Annotated in this window: 20 protein-coding genes; 10 read left to right on the plus strand and 10 right to left on the minus strand. The window is 36.2% G+C overall.

Going from position 1 to position 20,659, the window contains the following annotated elements; all coding sequences use genetic code 11:
* Both AP75_RS03860 and AP75_RS03865 read left to right on the plus strand, forming a co-directional pair.
* Positions 1-314 (plus strand): transposase (locus AP75_RS03860; protein WP_143755802.1); only part of this gene is annotated, 314 nt, incomplete at its 5' end.
* A 166-nt stretch (positions 315-480) separates the two neighbouring features.
* Positions 481-921: a hypothetical protein gene (locus AP75_RS03865; protein ID WP_031502240.1), complete on the plus strand. Its 441-nt coding sequence runs from the start codon at positions 481-483 to the stop codon at positions 919-921.
* 82 nt (positions 922-1,003) lie between these two features.
* On the opposite strand, the gene gpmI is transcribed toward AP75_RS03865, so the two are convergent.
* The 6 genes from gpmI to AP75_RS03895 all read right to left on the minus strand — a co-directional run bounded on the left by gpmI (position 1,004) and on the right by AP75_RS03895 (position 6,097).
* Positions 1,004-2,533: a 2,3-bisphosphoglycerate-independent phosphoglycerate mutase gene (gene gpmI, locus AP75_RS03870; RefSeq protein ID WP_088263638.1), complete on the minus strand. Its 1,530-nt coding sequence runs from the start codon at positions 2,531-2,533 to the stop codon at positions 1,004-1,006.
* 79 nt (positions 2,534-2,612) lie between these two features.
* Positions 2,613-3,131 (minus strand): GNAT family N-acetyltransferase, encoded by a 519-nt coding sequence (locus AP75_RS03875; RefSeq protein ID WP_088263639.1) that lies wholly within the window; start codon positions 3,129-3,131, stop codon positions 2,613-2,615.
* 335 nt (positions 3,132-3,466) lie between these two features.
* Entirely contained in the window at positions 3,467-4,111 is a 645-nt protein-coding gene (locus AP75_RS03880; RefSeq protein WP_088263640.1) for a response regulator transcription factor, read from the minus strand.
* Between the two features lie 5 nt (positions 4,112-4,116).
* The gene (locus tag AP75_RS03885; protein WP_031502238.1) at positions 4,117-4,887 is read right to left on the minus strand and encodes a sensor histidine kinase; all 771 of its coding nucleotides are present in this window, start codon (positions 4,885-4,887) and stop codon (positions 4,117-4,119) included.
* Complete coding sequence (locus AP75_RS03890; protein ID WP_143755804.1) at positions 4,884-5,561, minus strand: hypothetical protein; 678 nt, start codon at positions 5,559-5,561, stop codon at positions 4,884-4,886. The genes AP75_RS03885 and AP75_RS03890 overlap by 4 nt, the downstream gene beginning before the upstream one ends.
* 11 nt (positions 5,562-5,572) lie before the next feature.
* The gene (locus AP75_RS03895; RefSeq protein ID WP_088263642.1) at positions 5,573-6,097 is read right to left on the minus strand and encodes a hypothetical protein; all 525 of its coding nucleotides are present in this window, start codon (positions 6,095-6,097) and stop codon (positions 5,573-5,575) included.
* A gap of 92 nt (positions 6,098-6,189) precedes the next feature.
* On the opposite strand from AP75_RS03895, the gene AP75_RS03900 reads away from it, so the two are divergent.
* The 3 genes from AP75_RS03900 to AP75_RS03910 all read left to right on the plus strand — a co-directional run bounded on the left by AP75_RS03900 (position 6,190) and on the right by AP75_RS03910 (position 9,560).
* Entirely contained in the window at positions 6,190-6,858 is a 669-nt protein-coding gene (locus AP75_RS03900; RefSeq protein WP_031501811.1) for a YggS family pyridoxal phosphate-dependent enzyme, read from the plus strand.
* Positions 6,859-6,937: 79 nt separating this feature from the next.
* Positions 6,938-8,122 (plus strand): sigma-54-dependent transcriptional regulator, encoded by a 1,185-nt coding sequence (locus tag AP75_RS03905; RefSeq protein WP_088263643.1) that lies wholly within the window; start codon positions 6,938-6,940, stop codon positions 8,120-8,122.
* A 61-nt stretch (positions 8,123-8,183) separates the two neighbouring features.
* Positions 8,184-9,560, plus strand: a complete 1,377-nt coding sequence (locus AP75_RS03910) for an MATE family efflux transporter (protein WP_088263644.1) — start codon at positions 8,184-8,186, stop codon at positions 9,558-9,560.
* Positions 9,561-10,055: 495 nt separating this feature from the next.
* On the opposite strand, the gene AP75_RS03915 is transcribed toward AP75_RS03910, so the two are convergent.
* The 4 genes from AP75_RS03915 to AP75_RS03930 are packed head-to-tail and all read right to left on the minus strand — an operon-like array spanning position 10,056 to position 16,314.
* The gene (locus AP75_RS03915) at positions 10,056-13,244 is read right to left on the minus strand and encodes an efflux RND transporter permease subunit (RefSeq protein WP_088263645.1); all 3,189 of its coding nucleotides are present in this window, start codon (positions 13,242-13,244) and stop codon (positions 10,056-10,058) included.
* Between the two features lie 4 nt (positions 13,245-13,248).
* Positions 13,249-14,310: an efflux RND transporter periplasmic adaptor subunit gene (locus tag AP75_RS03920; RefSeq protein ID WP_031503327.1), complete on the minus strand. Its 1,062-nt coding sequence runs from the start codon at positions 14,308-14,310 to the stop codon at positions 13,249-13,251.
* A 6-nt stretch (positions 14,311-14,316) separates the two neighbouring features.
* On the minus strand, positions 14,317-15,666 hold the full coding sequence (locus tag AP75_RS03925; RefSeq protein WP_088263646.1) for a TolC family protein: 1,350 nt from the start codon (positions 15,664-15,666) through the stop codon (positions 14,317-14,319).
* Between the two features lie 39 nt (positions 15,667-15,705).
* Entirely contained in the window at positions 15,706-16,314 is a 609-nt protein-coding gene (locus AP75_RS03930) for a TetR/AcrR family transcriptional regulator (protein WP_088263647.1), read from the minus strand.
* 279 nt (positions 16,315-16,593) lie between these two features.
* Between AP75_RS03930 and AP75_RS03935 the strand changes: the two genes are divergently transcribed.
* The 5 genes from AP75_RS03935 to AP75_RS03955 all read left to right on the plus strand — a co-directional run bounded on the left by AP75_RS03935 (position 16,594) and on the right by AP75_RS03955 (position 20,659).
* On the plus strand, positions 16,594-17,478 hold the full coding sequence (locus AP75_RS03935; protein WP_051872658.1) for a hypothetical protein: 885 nt from the start codon (positions 16,594-16,596) through the stop codon (positions 17,476-17,478).
* Between the two features lie 199 nt (positions 17,479-17,677).
* Positions 17,678-18,091 carry a hypothetical protein gene (locus AP75_RS03940; RefSeq protein WP_143755806.1) on the plus strand — a complete coding sequence of 138 codons (414 nt, stop codon included), beginning with the start codon at positions 17,678-17,680 and terminating at the stop codon, positions 18,089-18,091.
* A 12-nt stretch (positions 18,092-18,103) separates the two neighbouring features.
* Complete coding sequence (gene csgH / locus AP75_RS03945) at positions 18,104-18,832, plus strand: curli-like amyloid fiber formation chaperone CsgH (RefSeq protein ID WP_031503334.1); 729 nt, start codon at positions 18,104-18,106, stop codon at positions 18,830-18,832.
* Positions 18,833-18,844: 12 nt separating this feature from the next.
* On the plus strand, positions 18,845-19,261 hold the full coding sequence (locus AP75_RS03950; RefSeq protein ID WP_088263649.1) for a curli assembly protein CsgF: 417 nt from the start codon (positions 18,845-18,847) through the stop codon (positions 19,259-19,261).
* 18 nt (positions 19,262-19,279) lie between these two features.
* A complete protein-coding gene (locus AP75_RS03955) occupies positions 19,280-20,659 on the plus strand; it encodes a CsgG/HfaB family protein (RefSeq protein WP_088263650.1) in 1,380 nt (459 codons plus the stop codon).

Genomic DNA, 20,659 nt, shown 5'->3' on the forward strand with positions numbered 1-20,659 from the left:
AAGCTGTTGATTTTCTCATGAGAACTTTGGCATATTTCTTAAGTCCTGTGAAGATTATTCTTGCTGATGGAGGTTACAGAGGAGAAATCATAGAACAGGTGAAAAATAAGTTTGCTTATCTAATCAATGTGGTGATGAGAAATGATGAAAAGAAAACAGATTTTAAGCCCTTTTCTAAAAGATGGATTATTGAACGGACATTTTCCTGGTTTGATAACGACAGGAGATTATGCAGGAATTACGAATTACTAATGGAAAATTCTGAAAATATGGTAAAATTATCCGCTATAAAAAATTTATTGAATAAAATTTAAACAGGCTCTAAAGGTTTCGCGTTTTTTTATTAATTTTAACAGTACTAATTGCGTTTGCTATTAATCAAAATCTAACATAAAAAAGGGTTATTTCACCCTACCTCAAAACTTTGTATTTTCCTACATTTGCCAGAGGAAAAATTTTTAACAATAAAAATAAATTACAATGAAAACAACAATTGTAGGTTTATTTTCGAATTGTGAACAAGCTCTGAGCGCAGCAAATATTTTGAAGAATACTGGATTTAAAATTATTAAACTAAGCTGTAAAGACTTTTCCGCAAAAAGAAAAAACCATTTTCAAAGATATTTAGATTCCCTCATAAATATTATCGGTTTTGAACGAAAAATGTTAATTGAAAACTACTCTGAAAACCTTGTTGCAGGGATTTCTACTAATAATATCACAAAAATAGAAAACGCAACTGCTATCTTAAAAAATGCGGGTGCAATCAAAGTTTTTTCATTCGAAAACATGTCTAAAAGCGAAACAAAATCCAGGGAATTTATTAGGAAATTGATTGGTCTTCATGCCAAATCCGAAATTCCAAGAATACCTACTATCAAACATCATCATTCTAATGAAGGAATTTCAATGTTAACATAGTTCTAATAACAAGTTTTTACAAAAAAGCCGTCTCAACATTTGAGGCGGCTTTTATTTAACAATAATTTTTACAGAATCTGATTTAGCTCACCAAAACATCTCCTGTCATGATTTCCGGGATTTCTAGACCCATCACTTTCAATATTGAAGGAGCAATATCTGCTAATTTACCAGATTTTAAATTCCAATTTCTATCTTTATCCATCACGATCAATGGAACCAAATTGGTAGTATGCTGCGTATTAGGGCTTCCATCCGGATTTTTCATCACATCCGAATTACCGTGATCCGCAAGAATGAATACCGCATAACCATGTTCATAAGCCGCAGTTGCTACTTTTTCGATACATTTATCTACGGTTTCTGCAGCTTTTACTGCCGCTTCAAAAACTCCGGTATGTCCGACCATATCGGTGTTGGCGAAATTTAAACAAATAAAATCTGCCGTTTCGTTTTCAATTTCTGGTAGTATTTTTTCGGTGATATCGTAGGCGGACATTTCTGGTTTGAAATCGTAGGTTGGTACATCTTTCGGACTTGGGCAAAGCAATCTTCTTTCTCCCAAAAACTCATCTTCACGACCACCTGAAAAGAAAAAGGTTACGTGAGGATATTTTTCAGTTTCGGCAACTCTGATTTGAGTTTTTCCATTTCTTTCAAGAATCTCTCCCAATGTTCCTTCCAAAACGTTTTCATCGAAAACCACTTTCACATTTTTGAAATCTTTATCATAATTGGTCATCGTCACATAATAAAGATTGAGGTGATGCATGCCAAAATCCGGGAAATCCTGCTGTGAAAGCACTTGCGTGATTTCTCTTCCACGATCTGTACGGAAATTAAAACAGAAAACTACGTCTTCCTCATCAATTGTTGCTACCGGAAGATGCCCATCTTTAAGACATACAATAGGCTTTAAAAATTCATCGGAAATACCTTCTGCATAAAACTTTTCTATTAATGAAATAACATCAGTGGTTTCGATTCCTATGCCGTTTACCATTACATCGTAGGCCAACTTCACTCTTTCCCATCTTTTATCGCGGTCCATCGCATAGTAACGACCTATTACACTTGCTAATTTCCCAGTCGTTTGTTGCATGTGCTGGAGTAAATCTGCGATAAATTCTTTCCCGGAATGCGGATCACAATCGCGACCATCTGTAAAAGCGTGTACATAAACATTATCATTTAAGCCATACTCGTGTGCTGCAGTAAGCAAACCTTTCAAATGGTTGATATGGGAATGCACTCCTCCATCCGAAACCAATCCTATGAAATGAACTTTTTTATTGTTTTTCGCGGCGTACTCAAATGCTTGTGTTATAGTATTTTCTTTGCCTAAAGTTGCATTTTCCACAGCCATATTGAGTTTTACCAAATTTTGATAAACCACTCTACCTGCACCGAGATTCATGTGCCCAACTTCTGAATTCCCCATCTGCCCGAAAGGCAATCCTACTGCAGTTCCACTCGCTTCCAACGTGGTATTCGGAAATTTTTGATAACAAGAATCTATAAATGGCGTGTTTGCCTGCGCAATGGCAGAAACTTCCGGATCGAGGCCAATTCCCCATCCGTCAAGTATCGCTAAAAGGGCTTTTTTTGACATTTCTTTTTATTTTTAATGAGTACAAATTTAGTAAATTTTGACCAATAATGCTTTTAATTGACATTTTCTTTTGACTTAATCAGCGAAGCAATTTTTCGAATGCTTTTCTTGCAGAACCCCTGAAATAAACTTCTCCGCAATAGGTGTAATTCAGTTTCTCTAGAATTTTAAGCATCGCAAGATTATCGAAATTGGTATCTAATTTTATACTGAAGACTTGTTGCTGTTTGGCAAAATTTTCAATTTCCAAGAATAATTTTGAGGCAATTCCTTTTCCTAGAAACCCATCTGAAACGGCTACTCGATGTATCACCAAAAAATCATTTTCACTCAGCCATTTTCCGTCAATGTTTTCATAAGCAGGTTCATTATTAAAAATTAATGCTGAATAAGCTGCAGTTTCACCATCGATTTCAAAAATATAACCAAAACCGTTTTCTATATCTTCACGAATAGTATCGGGATTGGGATATCCATCTTGCCACTGCGAACTGCCATCGTTCTTTCTTCTTAAAATTGCTTGTTGTACTATTTCCCAAATCACTGCTTGATCAGCTGGGGTTGCTTTTCTTAGAATAAAGTTTTCTTGTGATTGCATTTTCGATTTTTAATATTGCAAATTTATCGATGATTATCTCGAAATCGCACAAAATACAGCATTAATAAATAAAAAAAGAGACTGCCCCAAAGGACAGCCTCTCCAATTGCTTTAAAAAAAAATAAATATAAAGAAAGAATTGCTTCTTTTGTAGCTTCAAAATTAAACTAAAATTTTCGATCGGAAATCCGTGAAAACACCCTTTTTTTGCTTAAAAAAACCGGTTTTAGAAACCGGTCTTCTTTTTAACATCTGTGTTTGTGTGTTTTTCTGTAATTCAGTGAGACAAAATTACAACAACAAAGTTTACAAAGTAAGGGTGAAAACACCCTTTTTTACATTAAGTTGTGTTTTATCGCAAACAATACGATTCCTACTCTGGTTTTTACATTTAACTTTAGGAAAACAGAATCCCTATAACCATCTATTGTCCTGTGACTTACACACATTTGTTCACTAATTTCTTTGTAAGTAAGTTCAGAGCAGGCCATTCGAATAAATTCTAGTTCCCTGTCTTTTAATCTTTCATCCATTTCATGAAGGAATTTTTCTTCAGTTTTAATTTTTAATAGGCTTTGGGTAAGCAAATCGGTATAGAAAATTCCTTTTTCATGTACGATATTGATGGCATTAAATAGGATTTCAGGAGACATATCTTTCAGCAAATAACCTTTGGCTCCGGCTTTTAGCATTCTGATTATCGTAGTTTCATTGTCTTCCATCGTGAGGGCAATTACTTTTAGATTTGGAAATTCCTTGGTAAGTTGCATCGTAGTTTCGATTCCGTTTTTTACGGGCATATTGATGTCCATTAGCACCACTTCGGGATGTCTTTTATGGTTTCTCAATTCTTCCAAAAACTCTTGCCCGTTGAAACAATTCATAATGACCTGAAAATTTGGATTGAAGGAAATCATATTTTCCAAAGCTTTGGAAACTAACTTATGATCATCCACAATGGCAATTTTTATTTTATCCATAAGAATTATTTTTTATAAGAAACACATACTTTTGTACCGATATTTTCTAAAGAATTGATCAACAATTCAGCATTGATGAGTTTTGCCCGGCTTCCCATATTTTTAATTCCGCTTCCGTCGTTTTCTAAAGCAGAATTAAATCCTACTCCATTATCATTGATTTCAATGTTAAGATTTTCCGGAGAATCTATTACCAACAATTGCAAATCTTTTGATTGGGAGTGCTTAATTACGTTATTGATACATTCCTGTACGATTCTAAACAAAATGAGCGCATGATTGGAGTTTATTTTCAATTCCTGATTATTGTTTTGATAATCGACATTCAATAAATCTAGCCTTTTGATCCTAAAAATTTCCCGCTCGAGCGACTCGATAAAGCCAAATTGTTTGACCTGTTTGGTGATGAAAACTTTCGAAAGATTCCTGATATCCTGAATACATTCTCCCAAAAGCAAATTTATTTCTTCCGCGATTTCAACTCGGACCTTATCATCTGAAAATGAAATTTTATTGGTCATCAACCGTGCGACTGATAGTTTTTGCCCTAGATCATCATGCAGCTCTTGACCGATATAATTTAGCGTTTGTTCCTGGATTTCAACTTGAGATTTGGCCAATTCGTGTTCAAAAATCGCTTCTTTGCGTTGTTGGCTAAGCAGGAGTTGAGATTTTTTTTTCACGAAAATGCCGTAAATCGCCACCATCATCAATACTACGAACAAAATGATAATGGTAGAAAAAATAATTAAAATATCAACTTCATTTGTTTTCAATGATTATCTTCATTTAGGTTTGTTTTTTTACTAAAAAAAATCCCGACAAGCATGATCGTGTAACCAGTAAAGTTAACAGTATAAAGTAAAATTAAGAAAATATTTCGTGAAATTGATAATTCCATGGCATTTTTGCTAATAATCATCAACGGAAGCATACCAACATATAAAACTACGAGGCTAATTGCGATCCAAAACGGATAATAATCCATGATATTAAGGACTTTCTCGGAGTTGAAGGTCTCAAAGAAAAACAAAGCAACACTCGCTAGTAACAAAAAAATCGTTACAAAATAAGTTGGATACGGCAGATAAATGAAAAAATCTTCGATAAAGATGAGAGAAAATATAATATTTAAAATATCTAAACCGATAATTCCCAGTTGTATTGTTTTTAACCTTTTGTTTTCCAACGTTTTATAAAAATAAACAAATACCGAAAGAAAAAATAAAATAATGACGCCTACAACGTTGATTCTATTGACTCTGAAGCTATCACCATACAAAATAGTTCCGAGTAAAGACAAAGACTCGGAGAGAAAAACGAACAACATCGCGATAATAAAATAATGAATTTGGCTTCCTAATTTTTTCCTTTTAATCACCATAAATAAGATGATTAGAAAATAAATAAAAATCAAAATACTAGAAAGCAATATTCTATTAATTTCCATAATTTACTCAATTAATACGGCGGATGTGTCAATGAGAGATCCATTCCTGGAATCCCGTTGATTTCCTGGCCTCTAGCTACCAAATCTTGTGTCTTTTTTTCTCTCTGTTCCGGAAGATCTCCACCAACCTGAAGGCCTGTTGGAACGAGATAAACCGCTTGATAGCCAGCATATTTAGGATTTAATCTCGGATCAAATTTCCCATTTATAGGGTATTGTCCCATTTTTATTTTCATTCCTAAAACTTTATGATTTTTCAGCGCCGCTTCTTTTTTTACAAAAGCAATATAGCCTTCTAAATCCTCAATAGAATACCAATATTCCCGAGAATCTTTGCTTCCATCTCCGCGTGCAGAATTGATAATCAAGTAATTATTTGAAGCATAAGTATTATCGAGTTCGGTCATTAATTTTTTATCAATCAATTTCTCTTTGAAATTTTCGTTCATCAGGTTGGGTTTTTCACCACAAGAAATCGTCAAAAAAATTGCACACAATAAAATTGCAGGCACGGAGGTAGGTAATTTTAATTTCATGGTTTTTAATATTTAATCAAAATTACTTTATATTTGGAAACAATTTCAGGTGAAAACACCCTTTTTTATACAAATTTTCATTTTTTTTTCAAATGTCTTTAGATAATATTTCAAGCAATTACCAAAAAACAATTAATGATTTACCCCAAAATGTGCAACTCGTAGCTGTATCGAAAACCCATCCGATAGAACATATACAGCATGTGTACAATTTGGGGCAACGTATTTTTGGTGAAAATAAAGTTCAGGAACTCGCAGAAAAATATCCACAACTTCCCAAAGATATTCAATGGCATCTCATTGGCCATCTGCAAACCAATAAAGTAAAATATATTGCTGAATTTATCGACACTATTCAGAGTGTAGATTCCGAAAAACTTTTAGAAGAAATCGATAGACAAGCCGCAAAATTTCAAAGAAAAATAAAAGTTTTGTTGCAAGTGAAAATCGCCGAAGAAGAAACCAAATTCGGGCTTGAAATTCATGAAGCCAAAGAAATCTTCCAAGATGATCTCAACGGAAAATACCCCAATATCGAAATTACGGGTTTGATGGGAATGGCAACTTTCACGGATGACAATAACCAAGTCACCAAAGAATTTACCCTACTCAAGCAGATTTTCGATAAGCTTTCGCTACTCAAAAAACTCGACACGCTTTCCATGGGAATGAGCGGTGATTACAAAGAAGCAATAGCTTGTGGAGCCAATTCCGTGAGGATTGGTTCGGCTATTTTCGGTAGCAGACAATATGGCGTATAAGCTTATTTAGGTATGATTATTGCTGAATGATCTGCAAATTTTAAACTGAATTTTTATTAAATCCATAAATTTCTAATTAATGCAAAAGATCTTAATTGTAGAAGATGAAAAAGCCATTTCGGGTGTACTCCAAAGTATTTTATCCGATGAACTGCCTGAATACGAATTCGTGATTGCCGAGGACGGACTGGAGGGCTATAAAAATATTGAAAAAGAAGATTTCGCTCTAGTAATATCAGATATAAAAATGCCGAAACTTTCCGGCACTGAATTGCTGAAACAAGCACTACAAATTAAACCCGACACCACTTTTGTAATGATTTCCGGCCACGCGGATATCGATACCGCTGTTGCCTGCCTGAAAGAAGGCGCTTATGATTTTATTTCAAAACCCATCGATATCAACCGATTGATTATCAGTGTTAAAAATGCTTTAGATAAAAAAAATCTTCAGAAAACCAACCAGGTTCTCAATGTTGAAAATTCAACATTAAAAAAGAAAGTCAACAAAAAATACCAAATGATTGGTAGCTCTCCTGCTTTGAAAAAAATTCAGGATATGATCGAAAAAGTAGCTACTTCTGATGCTCGAGTGCTGATCACAGGTCCAAATGGGGCTGGAAAAGAGTTAGTAGCTCATGCCATTCACTCCCAAAGCGACCGTAGTAAAGGAGCGATGATTGAAGTAAACTGCGCCGCAATTCCTTCTGAATTAATTGAATCTGAACTTTTTGGTCACGTGAAAGGGAGTTTTACCGGAGCTATTAAAGACAAACAAGGAAAATTCGAACTTGCACATAACGGAACTATTTTCCTGGATGAAATTGGTGACATGAGTCTGATTGCTCAGGCAAAAGTCCTTCGTGCACTTCAAGAAAGCAAAGTTTCGCCGGTGGGAAGCGAGAAAGAAATCAAGGTAGATGTAAGAGTTTTGGCAGCTACCAATAAAAATATGCAGAAAGAAATCGCCGAAGGAAGATTCCGTGAGGACCTTTATCACCGCCTTTCTGTAATTGAAATTTATGTACCACCTTTGGATGAGAGAAAAGAAGACATCAAACTTTTGGTGGAGCATTTCGCTAAAACGATTTCCGATGAACACGGAACTGCCAAAAAAGAATTCGACGAAAAAGCCATCAAGGCACTCGAAGATTTCAGCTGGACCGGAAATATCCGAGAATTGAGAAACGTAGTAGAAAGGTTGATTATTTTGGGATCGAATCCCGTTTCCGCAGAAGATGTAGCGAGTTTTGTGAGAAAATAATTGTCTTAATTTTAACCGAAATCGAAGAAGTTTGCTGTATTTTTGCCGCAAACTTTTTTTTATGAAAATACTTAATAAAGAATACACCAAAGCTTGCCTCACGCTCGCACTTCCCGTGATGATCACGCAAGTCGGCCAGGTTTCTGTTAATTTATTCGATAATATCATTGTAGGAAAACTTTTGGGCGCACAGGCTTTGGCTTCCGTTTCCTTAGGAAATGCCGTATTTTTCTCCATTTTTGTATTCGCTTTAGGGTTTTCATTTGCTATTCCGCCTTTGGTTTCCGAGGCGCATTCTCAGGAGAAACACGACACGATCAACTCGGTTTTTCGCCACGGTTTTATCATCAACATAGGAATTGGGATTCTGCTCATGTTGTTGCTATTTTTACTCATGCCACTGCTCTATCATATGGATCAGCCAAAGGAAATCATCCCCGATACCATTGGTTTTTTGAGTATTATGACACTCAGCATTATTCCTTTTATGGCGTTTCAAACGTTGCGCGAAGTATCCGAAGGTTTGTCTTATACCATCGGAGTTACCAAAGCCACGATTATCGCCAATGTGATCAATGTGGCCTTAAATTATGTTTTTATTAAAGGAATGTTCGGAATGTCACCAATGGGCGTGGAAGGTTCGGCTCTTGCGAGCTTAATTGCACGGATTTTCATGATGATTTTTCTTTATTATGTATTATTAAAAGAAGAAAAAACAAGAAGATATATTAAAGATTTTTCATTGAAAGTTTCAGAGTTTTCAAAGGCGATGTTCACCAAAATGTTGAAAATCGGTTTTCCTACGGCTTTGCAAATGTTTTTTGAAGTAACCGCTTTTGCCGGAGCAGCTTTTATCTGCGGATTAATTTCTGCGAAGGACATCGCAGCGCATCAAATCGCACTTTCTATGGCCTCTTTCACCTTTAATCTTTGTGTCGGATTCAGCGTTGCATCTACGGTTTTAATAGGAAGAAAGCTGGGTGAGCAAGATTATGTTGGATTAAAACAAGTAGGAATCAATAATTTAAAAATTGTTTTCATCTTCATGCTCGCATGTGGATTGGTTTTCATTTTTGGCAGACATATTTTGCCTACCTTTGTCACCAAAGCAGAAGATGTAGAAGTAATTCAATTGGCAGCTCAATTGATGATTATTGCGGCGCTTTTTCAGCTTTCAGATGGTATTCAGGTAGTTGCTCTCGGTAGTTTAAGAGGAATTCAGGATGTGAAAATTCCATCTGTTATCACTTTCATTGCATATTGGGTTATCGCCATTCCGCTGGGATACATTCTTTGTGTTACCCTAAAAATGGGCGCTTTCGGAATGTGGATCGCTTTGGGATTAGGACTTACGGTTTCCGCGGTTCTTTTGGTAATGAGGTTCCTTACCCTTTCTCAAAAGAAAATTAATGCCTTCGAAAAACACAAACTTGCATAGTTATCTTTCGGAATTCATCAAGATTTAAAAACAATCAGAGTTTGAACATTGGCTTCAGACTCTTTTTTTTTGTTTAAATATTTCTTACTGAAAATTAATGATATTAATAGGAACATACTTTAGCCCGTTTATCAATTAACCAAAACAATCGGCTTTAGTCAAATTTTATTTTCCTATTTACGAACCATTTCACCTCATCGTTGAACCTTTTTGATTCAATTTTGAGCATTTTTAACTCATCGTTGAATATTTTCAATTCACCATCGAACCTTTTTGATTCACCATCGAACCTTTTTAATTCAGCATTGAACCTTTTTAATTCAACATTGAGCCTTTTTAATTCAACATTGAGCCTTTTTAACTCATTGCTGAATCTTTTAAATTCACTGTTAAGTTCTTTTTAATGAAATCATTAATTATCATCAACCAATTAAATAAAAAAAGCCGCTTCAAATGAATGAAACGGCTTTCTCTTAACAATAAAAAAACTATAAATTATACGATATGTTTCGGGGTAAACCCGTCGTCACTTAATTCCTGGTGTTCATAGTCAGCTTTCATTTCCTCTTCATAATCGATTTTTTCATGTTTACCCATTCTTCTAAGTAATGAATCGAACAGGGAATACACTACCGGAACGATAATCAATGTAAGGAACAATGAAGATATCAAACCACCGATTACTACCCACGCTAATCCGTTGTTCATTTCGGCTCCTGCTCCTTTTGCCAATGCAATCGGAAGCATCCCAAAGATCATCGCAATGGTGGTCATCAAAATTGGACGAAGACGTGCGTGATTCGCTTGGATAAGTGCGTCATGAGTACTTGCTCCTGCGGCTTTTCTCATGTTAGCGAAATCGACAATCATAATCGCGTTTTTAGCAACCAAACCAATCAACATAATCATTCCGAGCATGGTAAAGATATTCAGTGAATTTCCTGTAAGGGCAAGAATTACCATTACTCCGATCAATGCTAATGGAATTGAAAACAATACCACGAAAGGATAAACAAAACTGTCGTACAGCGAAACCATTACCAGATAAACTAGGACAATAGCCGCCAATAAAGCGATCCCTAAAGTACCGAAACCTTCTGTTTGGTTTTCCATATCACCGCTCCAGATGTAGTTCACGCCTGCAGGTTTTGTTTTTTCGTTATCCATAAAAATCGCCGACCATTCATTTGCGACATCTCCTACGGGGCGACCTACCACTTTGGAAAGGACTTTCACGGAAGGTGATTTGTCTCTACGTTGCAGCAAACTAGGTCCTGAACTCATTTCTACATTTGCAAACTGGCTGAGTCGGATTTGTTCGCCATTAGCATTGGTGAACATTAAGTTTCTAACATCATCGATCGATTTTCTACTGTTATCTGCAAATCGAATGTTGATGTCATATTCGTACTCACCTGCTCTGAATTTTCCGTCGGTATTTCCATTAAATGCCGTTTGCATCGCTTGTCCCACACCTGAAAGATTCAAACCTAACGCAGCCATTTTATCACGGTCAATATTCACTTTTACTTCGGGACTTCCGGTATCAGTAGACAATTCGGCATCTACAGATCCAGGAACTTTTTTCAGTAACTCGAGGATTCTCGCAGCTTCTTTGTTCGCTGTTTCGTTATCTGGTGCGGTTACTACCATCTCTATTGGGGCATTATCCGCTCCCATCAAACCGATTGGTGCAGTTTTAAATTCCACTCCGGTGAATTTTTCTTCCAAATCTCTTTTGATCTTCGCTGACATGATATCGGTGCTTTCCGAACGCTCGGATTTATCCGTCAAAATTACTTGAACTTCGGATTGGTAAGCCGTTGCCTGTGCTCCACCAAAACCGGTAGATTGCTGCCCGACGGTGGTAATTAAATTCACCACATTCGGGTTGTCTCTCAGATATTTTTCAACCTGAAGGGTAACCTGGTTGGTTTTTTCGATGGTAGCATCTTTAGGCAATTCCATTTGCACGAGGAACTGTCCACGGTCCATTTTCGGGAAGAATTCGCCTCCGATAAATCCGAAAGCTACCAATAGCATTGATGAAATCAAAACAACAAAGGTTACAATTACCGTCATGATTCTTCTAAAACCTGTTTTCAAACACCATTCCAGAATTTCTGTAATCCAATGGGTAAATTGATCTAATTTAGTTTCAAACCAAAGAATAAATTTCTCAAAAGGATTTTTACCTGTAAGATGTACTACTTTTCCAAATCTTGATGACAACCATGGAATAATGGTAAATGACGATAACAAAGAAAATAATGTGGCAATAACGACGGTGACACAGAACTGAGCTAAAATATTTGATACCAAACCGGAACTCATCGCGATTGGTAAAAATACCACTACAATAACCAAAGTAATTGCAGTTACTGTAAAGCCAATTTCGGATGCCCCATCGTACGCTGCACGAATACGGCTTTTGCCCATTTCCATGTGACGATACACGTTTTCTAAAACCACAATCGCATCATCCACAAGAATACCTACTACCAAGGAAAGCCCAAGTAAGCTCATCAAGTTCAGCGTATATCCCATTAAATACATTCCAATGAACGTCGCGATCAACGAGATTGGAATGGACACCATTACAATAAATGCATTTCGGATATTGTGTAGGAATAGCAACATCACAATCGCTACCAACACAATCGCCAACACCAAATCGAAAATTACATGATTCGCTGAATCTAACGTGAAATCCGTAGTATCGTCTACAAGGTTCAATTTTATTCCTTGAAGTTTATAATTATCGGTTACCTCGGCCATTGTTTTCTGAATACTTTCGGAAACTGCTACTGCATTTGCGTCAGATTGCTTCTTTACTTGTAATAGAATTGTTGGATTCTGATTGTATCTCGCAATTTTTTCAACATCTTTCTGTGTATCAAATACCGTTGCAATATCAGACAAACGAATTTGTGCTCCATTTTTAGAAGAAATAACAAGGTTGTTTAATTCTTCAACAGATTTGTATTTTCCGGATAATCTAATGGTCGATCTTGAAGTTCTGGATTTTAAACTTCCCGTTGGAAAATCTAAGTTTGATGAAAGAATTGCCTGCTGTACCTCTCCGATACTGAGGCCATAACCTTCCAGTTTTTTATCATCAATACTCACTTGAATTTCTCTTTCCTGACCACCGACAAGATCAACCTGAGCCACCCCATTTACACGGGAAAAAATAGGTTCGATCTTCTTATCCAACAAATCATATAGTTCTTTGCTGTTCAGCTTATCACTGGAAATACTCATGGTCATAATCGGAAGATCATCTAATGAGAATTTATTTAGGGAAGGCGCATCCGCATCATCGGGAAGTTCAGAAAGTATTGCATTTACTTTACGTTGAGCATCATTCAACGCATAATTTACATCGGCTCCGGCATTTAGTTGCACCATAATTACCGAAAGACTTTCGTAAGATGATGATTCTACTTTTTTTACATTTTCTAATGCACCCACTGCATCTTCGATTTTTCTAGTAACCGAAGTTTCTACCTCACTAGGGGAAGCTCCAGGATATACCGTGGAAATCGTCACCATGTTGGTTTCAAATTTTGGGATGAGCTCGTATCCCATCATGGAATAGCTCAGCAAACCACCTAAAGTAAGTATCGTAAACAATACGATAATTAGCGACGGTCTTTTAATTGATATTTCTGCTAATTTCATTGTACTACTTTACGATATTAATTTTTGATCCGTTTTCTAAGTTGATTTGTCCGCTGGTAATTACTTGTTCACCACCATTCAAACCACTGATAATTTGCACTTTATCGCCATATACTTTTCCTGTCTGTACTTTCACGAGTTTAGCAGTATCATTTTGAACGATGAATATCTGACCTGAACTAACTCCATTTACGAAAGCTTCTGCGGGTACCACAAGCATATTTTGATTTTCAGCACCATAATTGGTTTTGAATATGGCGGTGGCATACATCCCGGCTTTCAGTTTTCCATTATTAGCAACTTCTATCTCTACAGGGAAATTGAGGGAAGCATCACTCTTTGGAGCGATAAAAGAAATTCTACCGCTGAAATTTTCATCAGGCAAAACATTAACATTAATAGCAACTTGCTGCCCGAGTTGGATTCTCCCGACTTGGCTTTCATCCACCAAAACAGCGAGTTTCAAACTGTTGATGTTCACGATTTCAAACAATGGCGTTCCCGGTGAAACTACAGCTCCCGGCTCTACCATTTTCTTATTGATCGTTCCGCTGATACCCGCTCTTACTTTGGTATCGTTCATTCTTACGCTTTGCGATCTCACAGCAGCTTGTGCATTTTTCAGCTGGAGTCTGGAATTATCTAATTGTTGCTTGGTAACACCACCTGTTTTGTAAGCGTTTTCGTAACGTTGGTTGTCGATAATGGCATTTTGTAAATTATTTTGAGCTTGGGTAACATCTACTTCAATTGCATCTCTCTTTATACTTGCCAACACTTGTCCGGCTCCTACGCGCGAACCTTCTTTTACATAAACACTCACCACACGACCGGAAATATCCGCAGACTGATTGCTTTCCTGTTTCGGGATGAAAGTTCCGTTTGCATAATAATCGGTATTGATGTTTTCCCGGTTTGCGGTAACTACATTCACGTTGATTTTATCGACTTGTTTCGCTACCTCAGCAACTTCTTTTTCTTGTTTGGTTTTGTTTCCCACAATAGTGTATGCTCCCCAACCGATCAGTAGTGCTGCAACGATGATATATATTAAAGATTTCTTCATGATAGTTTATTTTATATAATTTTTAAGTTCTCCTTTTGCTTTATAATATTGAATTTCCGCGATTTTGTATTCTAAAATAGCAGTGCTGTAGTTGTTTTTGGCTTCTACCAATGCGTTTTCCGCTTCCAATAATTCTGTTAGGGTTGCTAAACCGTATTGATAATTATGTTTGGTATTTGAAGTTACGGTTTCAGCAAGACTAACGTTGGCTTTTTGATTTTCTAAGGCCAAAAGACTGTTCTCGATTTGCGATTTTGCATTTTGATAGGATAAATCTAAGCCCAGTTTAGTGTCTTTGATGCTTACATCCAGTTTATCCAATTCTATTTGCGCCATTTCTACACGAGCTTTTGTAGCAAATCCATTAAAAATAGGGATATTAACTCCCAAAGTAATCGCAGAATAATCGGCCCAATAAACGCCATTTTTTTCACCATTGGTTAAAGGAAACTTATCACCCAATCCTTGCCAGCTATAATTGGCATTGAGATTTACTGTCGGATAATACGCAGCTTCTACCGCTTTTTTATTGTACTGCAGAAGTTCTCTTTGCTTGTTTAATATTTTAATTTCAGATCTTTGATCGGTTGCCACTGTTTCATCCAGCAAATGAGGTGTGATTTCCATATCGGCTTTTACCAGCTCTATCTTGTTCTCAATCGGCATTCCCATATAGAATTTCAATGCGTTTTCTGCTTGATTGATGGCGTTTTGCTGCTGCTTGAGAATCGTATTGATGTTGGTAAGATTCACATTGGTTCTGTCCAAATCTACCTTTTTTGCAAGACCGTTATCGTAAAGACTTTTAATAATATTTCTGGCCTTTTCTGTGCTTGCATAGCTATTTTCTAAAGTTTCTTTCTTTTGCTGAATTGTAAAAACTTGAAAATAAGCATTAGAAACTCTTTCGATAATCTGCTCTTCGGTGAGTTCTGCATTCAGTTGATAGAATTCTTTGGTTGATTTGGCGGCTTTAAGTCCAACAAATACTTGCTGATTAAATAAAGCCTGAGAAAGTTGAACTCCTGCTCCGGCATTCCACTTTTGGCCCATTGTGATCAGCTGAATATTACTTGGACCCCCGCTGAATGCGCCTACATCTAATGCGGTAGACTGCAAAATTGGGTTATAAGTTAGGTTAGCAACACCATTAATCTTCGGAAGAGCACCTGCTTTTGCTTCCATGATTTGATAATCAGCATTGCGGACATCTAGTTTGGCATTCAGTGCTTCTGCCTTATTTTGCAGCGCATACTCGATGGCTTGTTTTAGGGTAACGGTTTCCTGCGCCTGCAACTCGGTAATCGAGAAGGCAAAGAGCAGCGCACCGAGCGCCATGTTTCTCCAGTTGGTCATTGTATATTGAGTTATTATTTGTTATAAATTTTATGGTAATCAAACCGTTTCGGATTTGCAGACTATATTTTTTAAGTAATTTTTGCCTTTTTCAGTAGTGATGGCATACATGAAAAATTTCATCGCTTCATTATTAAAGTGGGTTCTATCGATTTCTTCAGTATTGAAAAATGGTGAACTGTCGTAGGACATAATAAGTTGAAAAAACATCGTACCAAATAATTTCTCATCGAAATCGTCCCGATAATACCCTTGTTCTCTACCTCTTTTTATGTTATGAATGATTACCTCGGTAAATTTTTCAGAAAAATGCATCATATGTTGATTAAAGATCGTCGGATAATACTTAATTATCTGTCGAATAAATAATGATCTATTGGTTTGCACTGCCTTTTCGATCTGTTCATCACGGCAGAACATTCTTTCGATGGCATTTTCAATTTTGATATCCAGTTCGTTGAGTTTTTCGATGACTTCTTTTAATTTGAACTGAAGAACATCGCTTAAAAGAGCTTCTTTGTTGGTGTATTTTTGATAAAGTGTTTTTTTAGACATCCCGAATTCTTTCGCAATATCATCCATTGTCAAAGTTTTTGCACCGTTTACGACAAACAAATCAGCTACTTTTTCTAAAAATTTTACATCCATTATTACAAATTTCGGCTGCGAAGTTACAAAAGAAAACTTAAAAACAAAAAAAGTTTCCTAGTTTATTTTAAATATTTTCCCTTTCCATGAATGTTTTTTCTATGAAAAAATTTTAATAGGTCATTAAAGAATAGCCAAAAATGAAAAACAAAAAGGGTGATTTTACTATGCCTCTCATAATTTACATGGATTTTTATAATATAGACGTTATTCGTGATTCTTTTACTTTATAATCGTTCTACATTTGTATCACAAACTAACCAATAAAATTTTTTAACCATGAAAAAATTATTTGCAAGTGCCTGCGCACTTATGTCTTTCGGATTTGCTTACTCACAAGCGAACATTGATGTATCTACTCAGTTAGGTAATTTAAACGAGGCCTATGTAAACCAAACCGGTTTCGTGAACATGAACTTCCTTACACAGGATGGGAATCTTAATTTTGCCACTATCGATCAGGTAGGTGCCGGTAATATGAATTTTGCATTGAGCGATGGAAACCGAAATGTAATTGATGTTGATCAATATGGTATTCTTAACATGAATCAAGTTGAACAGTACGGAAATAGAAACGAAGCTTCTACACTCCAAGTTGGTTTAGCTAATGCTACTTCTCAAATGCAAATTGGAAATCGAAATGTTGCTTCTTCTACACAATTAGGGATGCTAAATGTTGCAAGCCAATACCAACAGGGAAACCGAAATGAAGCTAGTACGCTACAAGTTGGTGCATTAAACGAATCTGACCAAGAACAAATTGGTAACAGAAACGAGGCTTCTTCTATACAATTAGGTGTCAATAATGATGTAATACAGGAACAATGGGGTAATAGAAACGAGGCTTACGCATTGCAAGTAGGTTCGGATAACTTTATTTGGCAAACACAAGATGGAAACAGAAACGAGGCTAGTCATATACAATTGGGTAACGACAACGTAGCTGATTCTTGGCAAGTTGGAAATCGTAACAGCACCACAGGTTTGCAAGTTGGAAGTGATAACGAATTACACCAATGGCAATTTGGTAATGACAATACAGCAATCGATTTACAGATCGGTAGCAGCAACTACACATCTGTACTTCAATTAGGAACAAATCATTTCCACTTAGGAACTCAAGTTGGTAATGGCAACACTTTATTTACATTCCAATCTAACTAATAGCGGATCAAACTGAAATGATTATAGGGGAAACTTTAGTTTCTCCTATTTTTTTTAATAAAAAATATTATTTCATATAAAATTTTTCTTAAAAAGGGTTTTTACACCCCATAGTCGTAATTAAAAATAACCAAATTCAAAACTAGTATTTAAGGTGATATTCAAGTCACTATTAATAAGTAATTTTATCAAACTAATCATGAAAACTATAACCAGAATATCAACTATTTTCTTGTTGGTAGTTGCGTACTTCGCTTCTTCTCAACAAATTTATTTTGAGAACGTCAATAGTAATAACGCTCTGGCTATTATTACGCAATTACAACCAACACCTCAGGAAGGCACCAGTTCAGAAAGCATCAACTATCAGTATGGAAATCACAACTTTTCTGAAATTTACACCAATAGCAAAACGGACTTGTCAACGATACAAATTGGGGATTATAATTATTTGAACTTTAACAATATGTTCGATAAAAAATCTGCGGATCCTACAATCACTACTCAAGGTAATAACAATATTATCGATATCACAGGAAGCAACAGCATATCCGAAAAAATTCAGCTCCATGTGAAAGGTGACAATATGACGATATTTATGAGGAACTATTAAATATCCATTAAAATGAAAACGCTACTTTACATTTCCTTTATCCTATTTTTCGCAGTACAATTAACGTTTGCACAGCAAGAAAAAAAAACGATTACTTCAAAAATCGAAAGCAGTTTCGTGGAAGGCCAATTAACCTTGAAAGCAACTACGACTAATCCTTCAGACACTTATTCTGAACTTAATTACCTATTCGTTTCCATAAAAAAAGGCAATTCCGGGAATCTTTCCAATAATAAGCAATCCGGGAAGTTCACACTAAAACCTGAAGAGACCAAAACACTTTCTCAAATAAGTGTGAATATACAGAAAAATGATGCTTTGACGGTTTTTCTTTTTATTAAAGATGAACAAACCGGCCAACTGATTTCCAAAGACAGTCTCGAAATCAACGCCAAAACTTTTACTCGCAAAGTAAGCAACGTTAATGAAAATGAAATTTTTGAATTGAAAGGTCTTACCATTGACCAAACAAAAACCAAAACGGGTAAAGATTTCTACGATCTTTTTTACCTTGAATACAGCAAATTACCCGAAAAGATGAACACAGCTGTTACCATTGGAGAATTGCCCACTATGGGAAGAGGCAGCCAAATTTCTGTAGAAGTGGATGACAGAACGCTGTACAGCTTTGCGGCTAATCCAAACGACGAATACCTCACAGAACAAGCTAACGTGTGTATTAAGATTATTCTAGATTATCACCGCAAGACCAGCTTGCTCAAAAATGAGTTCCGATATTAAAAAAAACACACCATGAAAACTTTTTTTATTCCTTTAATCTTCTGCTTTGCTACGACTTATTTGTTCGGTCAGCAATTGGTTTACAAGCCCATCAATCCTGCTTTTGGAGGCGATACTTTCAATTATCAATGGATGCTGAGTTCTGCAAATGCCCAAAATCAATTTGATGACGGAGATAATAATTATAGTGATCTGTTAAAAGATTTCGATTCTATGGATAGTTTTACCCAAAGTCTCAACCGCCAACTATTAAGCCAACTTTCAGGTAAATTAATCGACGATAAATTTGGTACCAGTGGCGGTATGACTCCCGGAAAATACATGTTCGGATCGCTTTTTCTTGATGTTTCCGAGGCCTCACAAGGTTTAGTTATCAACATTCTCGATACTCAAACCGGCGAGCAGTCGCAAATCATCATTCCTCGATAATCAAAAAAAACTCCTACCATGAAAATACAAATTCATTTCAGAAAGGAAATTTTATACTTTCTGCCTATTGTTTTTTCGTTGCAAAGTTGCAGTACCTTATTTAATTTGCCCGCAAACGGAGAAAAATCCACTTTAGGAGAAGTCACCAATTTAACAACAGAGCTGAAGGAAATTCCACCACCAAAAGACAAAATCGTTGTTGGAGTTTATAAATTCAGAGATCAAACCGGGCAATACAAACCTTCTGAAACCGGGAGTAACTGGAGCACCGCCGTTCCCCAAGGAACCACTACAATCCTTATCAAAGCATTAGAGGACAGCAAATGGTTTATCCCCATCGAAAGGGAAAATATTGCCAATTTATTGAACGAAAGACAGATCATACGATCAACCAGACAAGAATATGCAAAAGACGGTGATAAAAATTCGCAAATGCTGCCTCCTCTACTCTATGCCGGGATTTTGCTGGAAGGTGGAATCATTTCTTATGATAGTAATGTGATGACTGGCGGCGTTGGAGCCCGCTATTTCGGAATCGGTGGTTCTACACAATACCGACAAGATCGAATTACCGTTTATCTTAGAGCAGTTTCAACGCTGAACGGAGAAATACTGAAAACAGTTTATGTTTCCAAAAACATCCTTTCTACAGGCGTTAGTGGAAATTTTTTTAAGTATATCGATACCGAAAGACTGTTAGAATCTGAAGTCGGTTTTACACAAAACGAACCGGTACAGCTCGCTGTAACCGAAGCCATTGAAAAAGCTGTAAAAACCCTTATCATCGAAGGTCTGCAAAATGATATTTGGGGAAACGGAATCGATAAAAATAAAGTTCCTTACAATAATCTCATTTCCGGATATAAAGAAGAAAAAGAAGTAAATAAACAAAGACTTCTTGGAAATAAAGTTGAAAATGCAGTAAGAAAATCAAATTTCATCACCCTCAATGTAGAAGGTCAACAAATAAATGGTGATTACAAAAATGCTGCAAATACCATCGGAAGTAAGGTTGGAATTGGCTTTTTTCTTAATAAAAACATCAATTTGGAAGCCAGCGTAAATACCGTTAAAATAAAAAATACCGGCATCATAGAAAGAGATTATTTCGGCCCTGAGTTTAATATTCAATATCTCTTTTTGCCTCAGTTCAAATTTACACCTTTTGTGTATGCTGGTTTCGGTGCGTTGTTTTCCGACAATGATCCATTTATCAAAGCCAATTTAGGCGGAGGGTTGGATTACCTAATTAGCGACAATTTCTCTGCAAGAACTTATTTTCAATACGATTTTGGTTTTAAAGACAAATTAGACGGTTTCGTCAGTGGAAAACAAAATGATAATATCATGCGAATAGGTTTTGGAATCAACTATTATTTCGGTAATCAACAAAAATAG

It is taken from the genome of Kaistella haifensis DSM 19056, from assembly GCF_000735695.2.
Classification (GTDB): domain Bacteria; phylum Bacteroidota; class Bacteroidia; order Flavobacteriales; family Weeksellaceae; genus Kaistella; species Kaistella haifensis.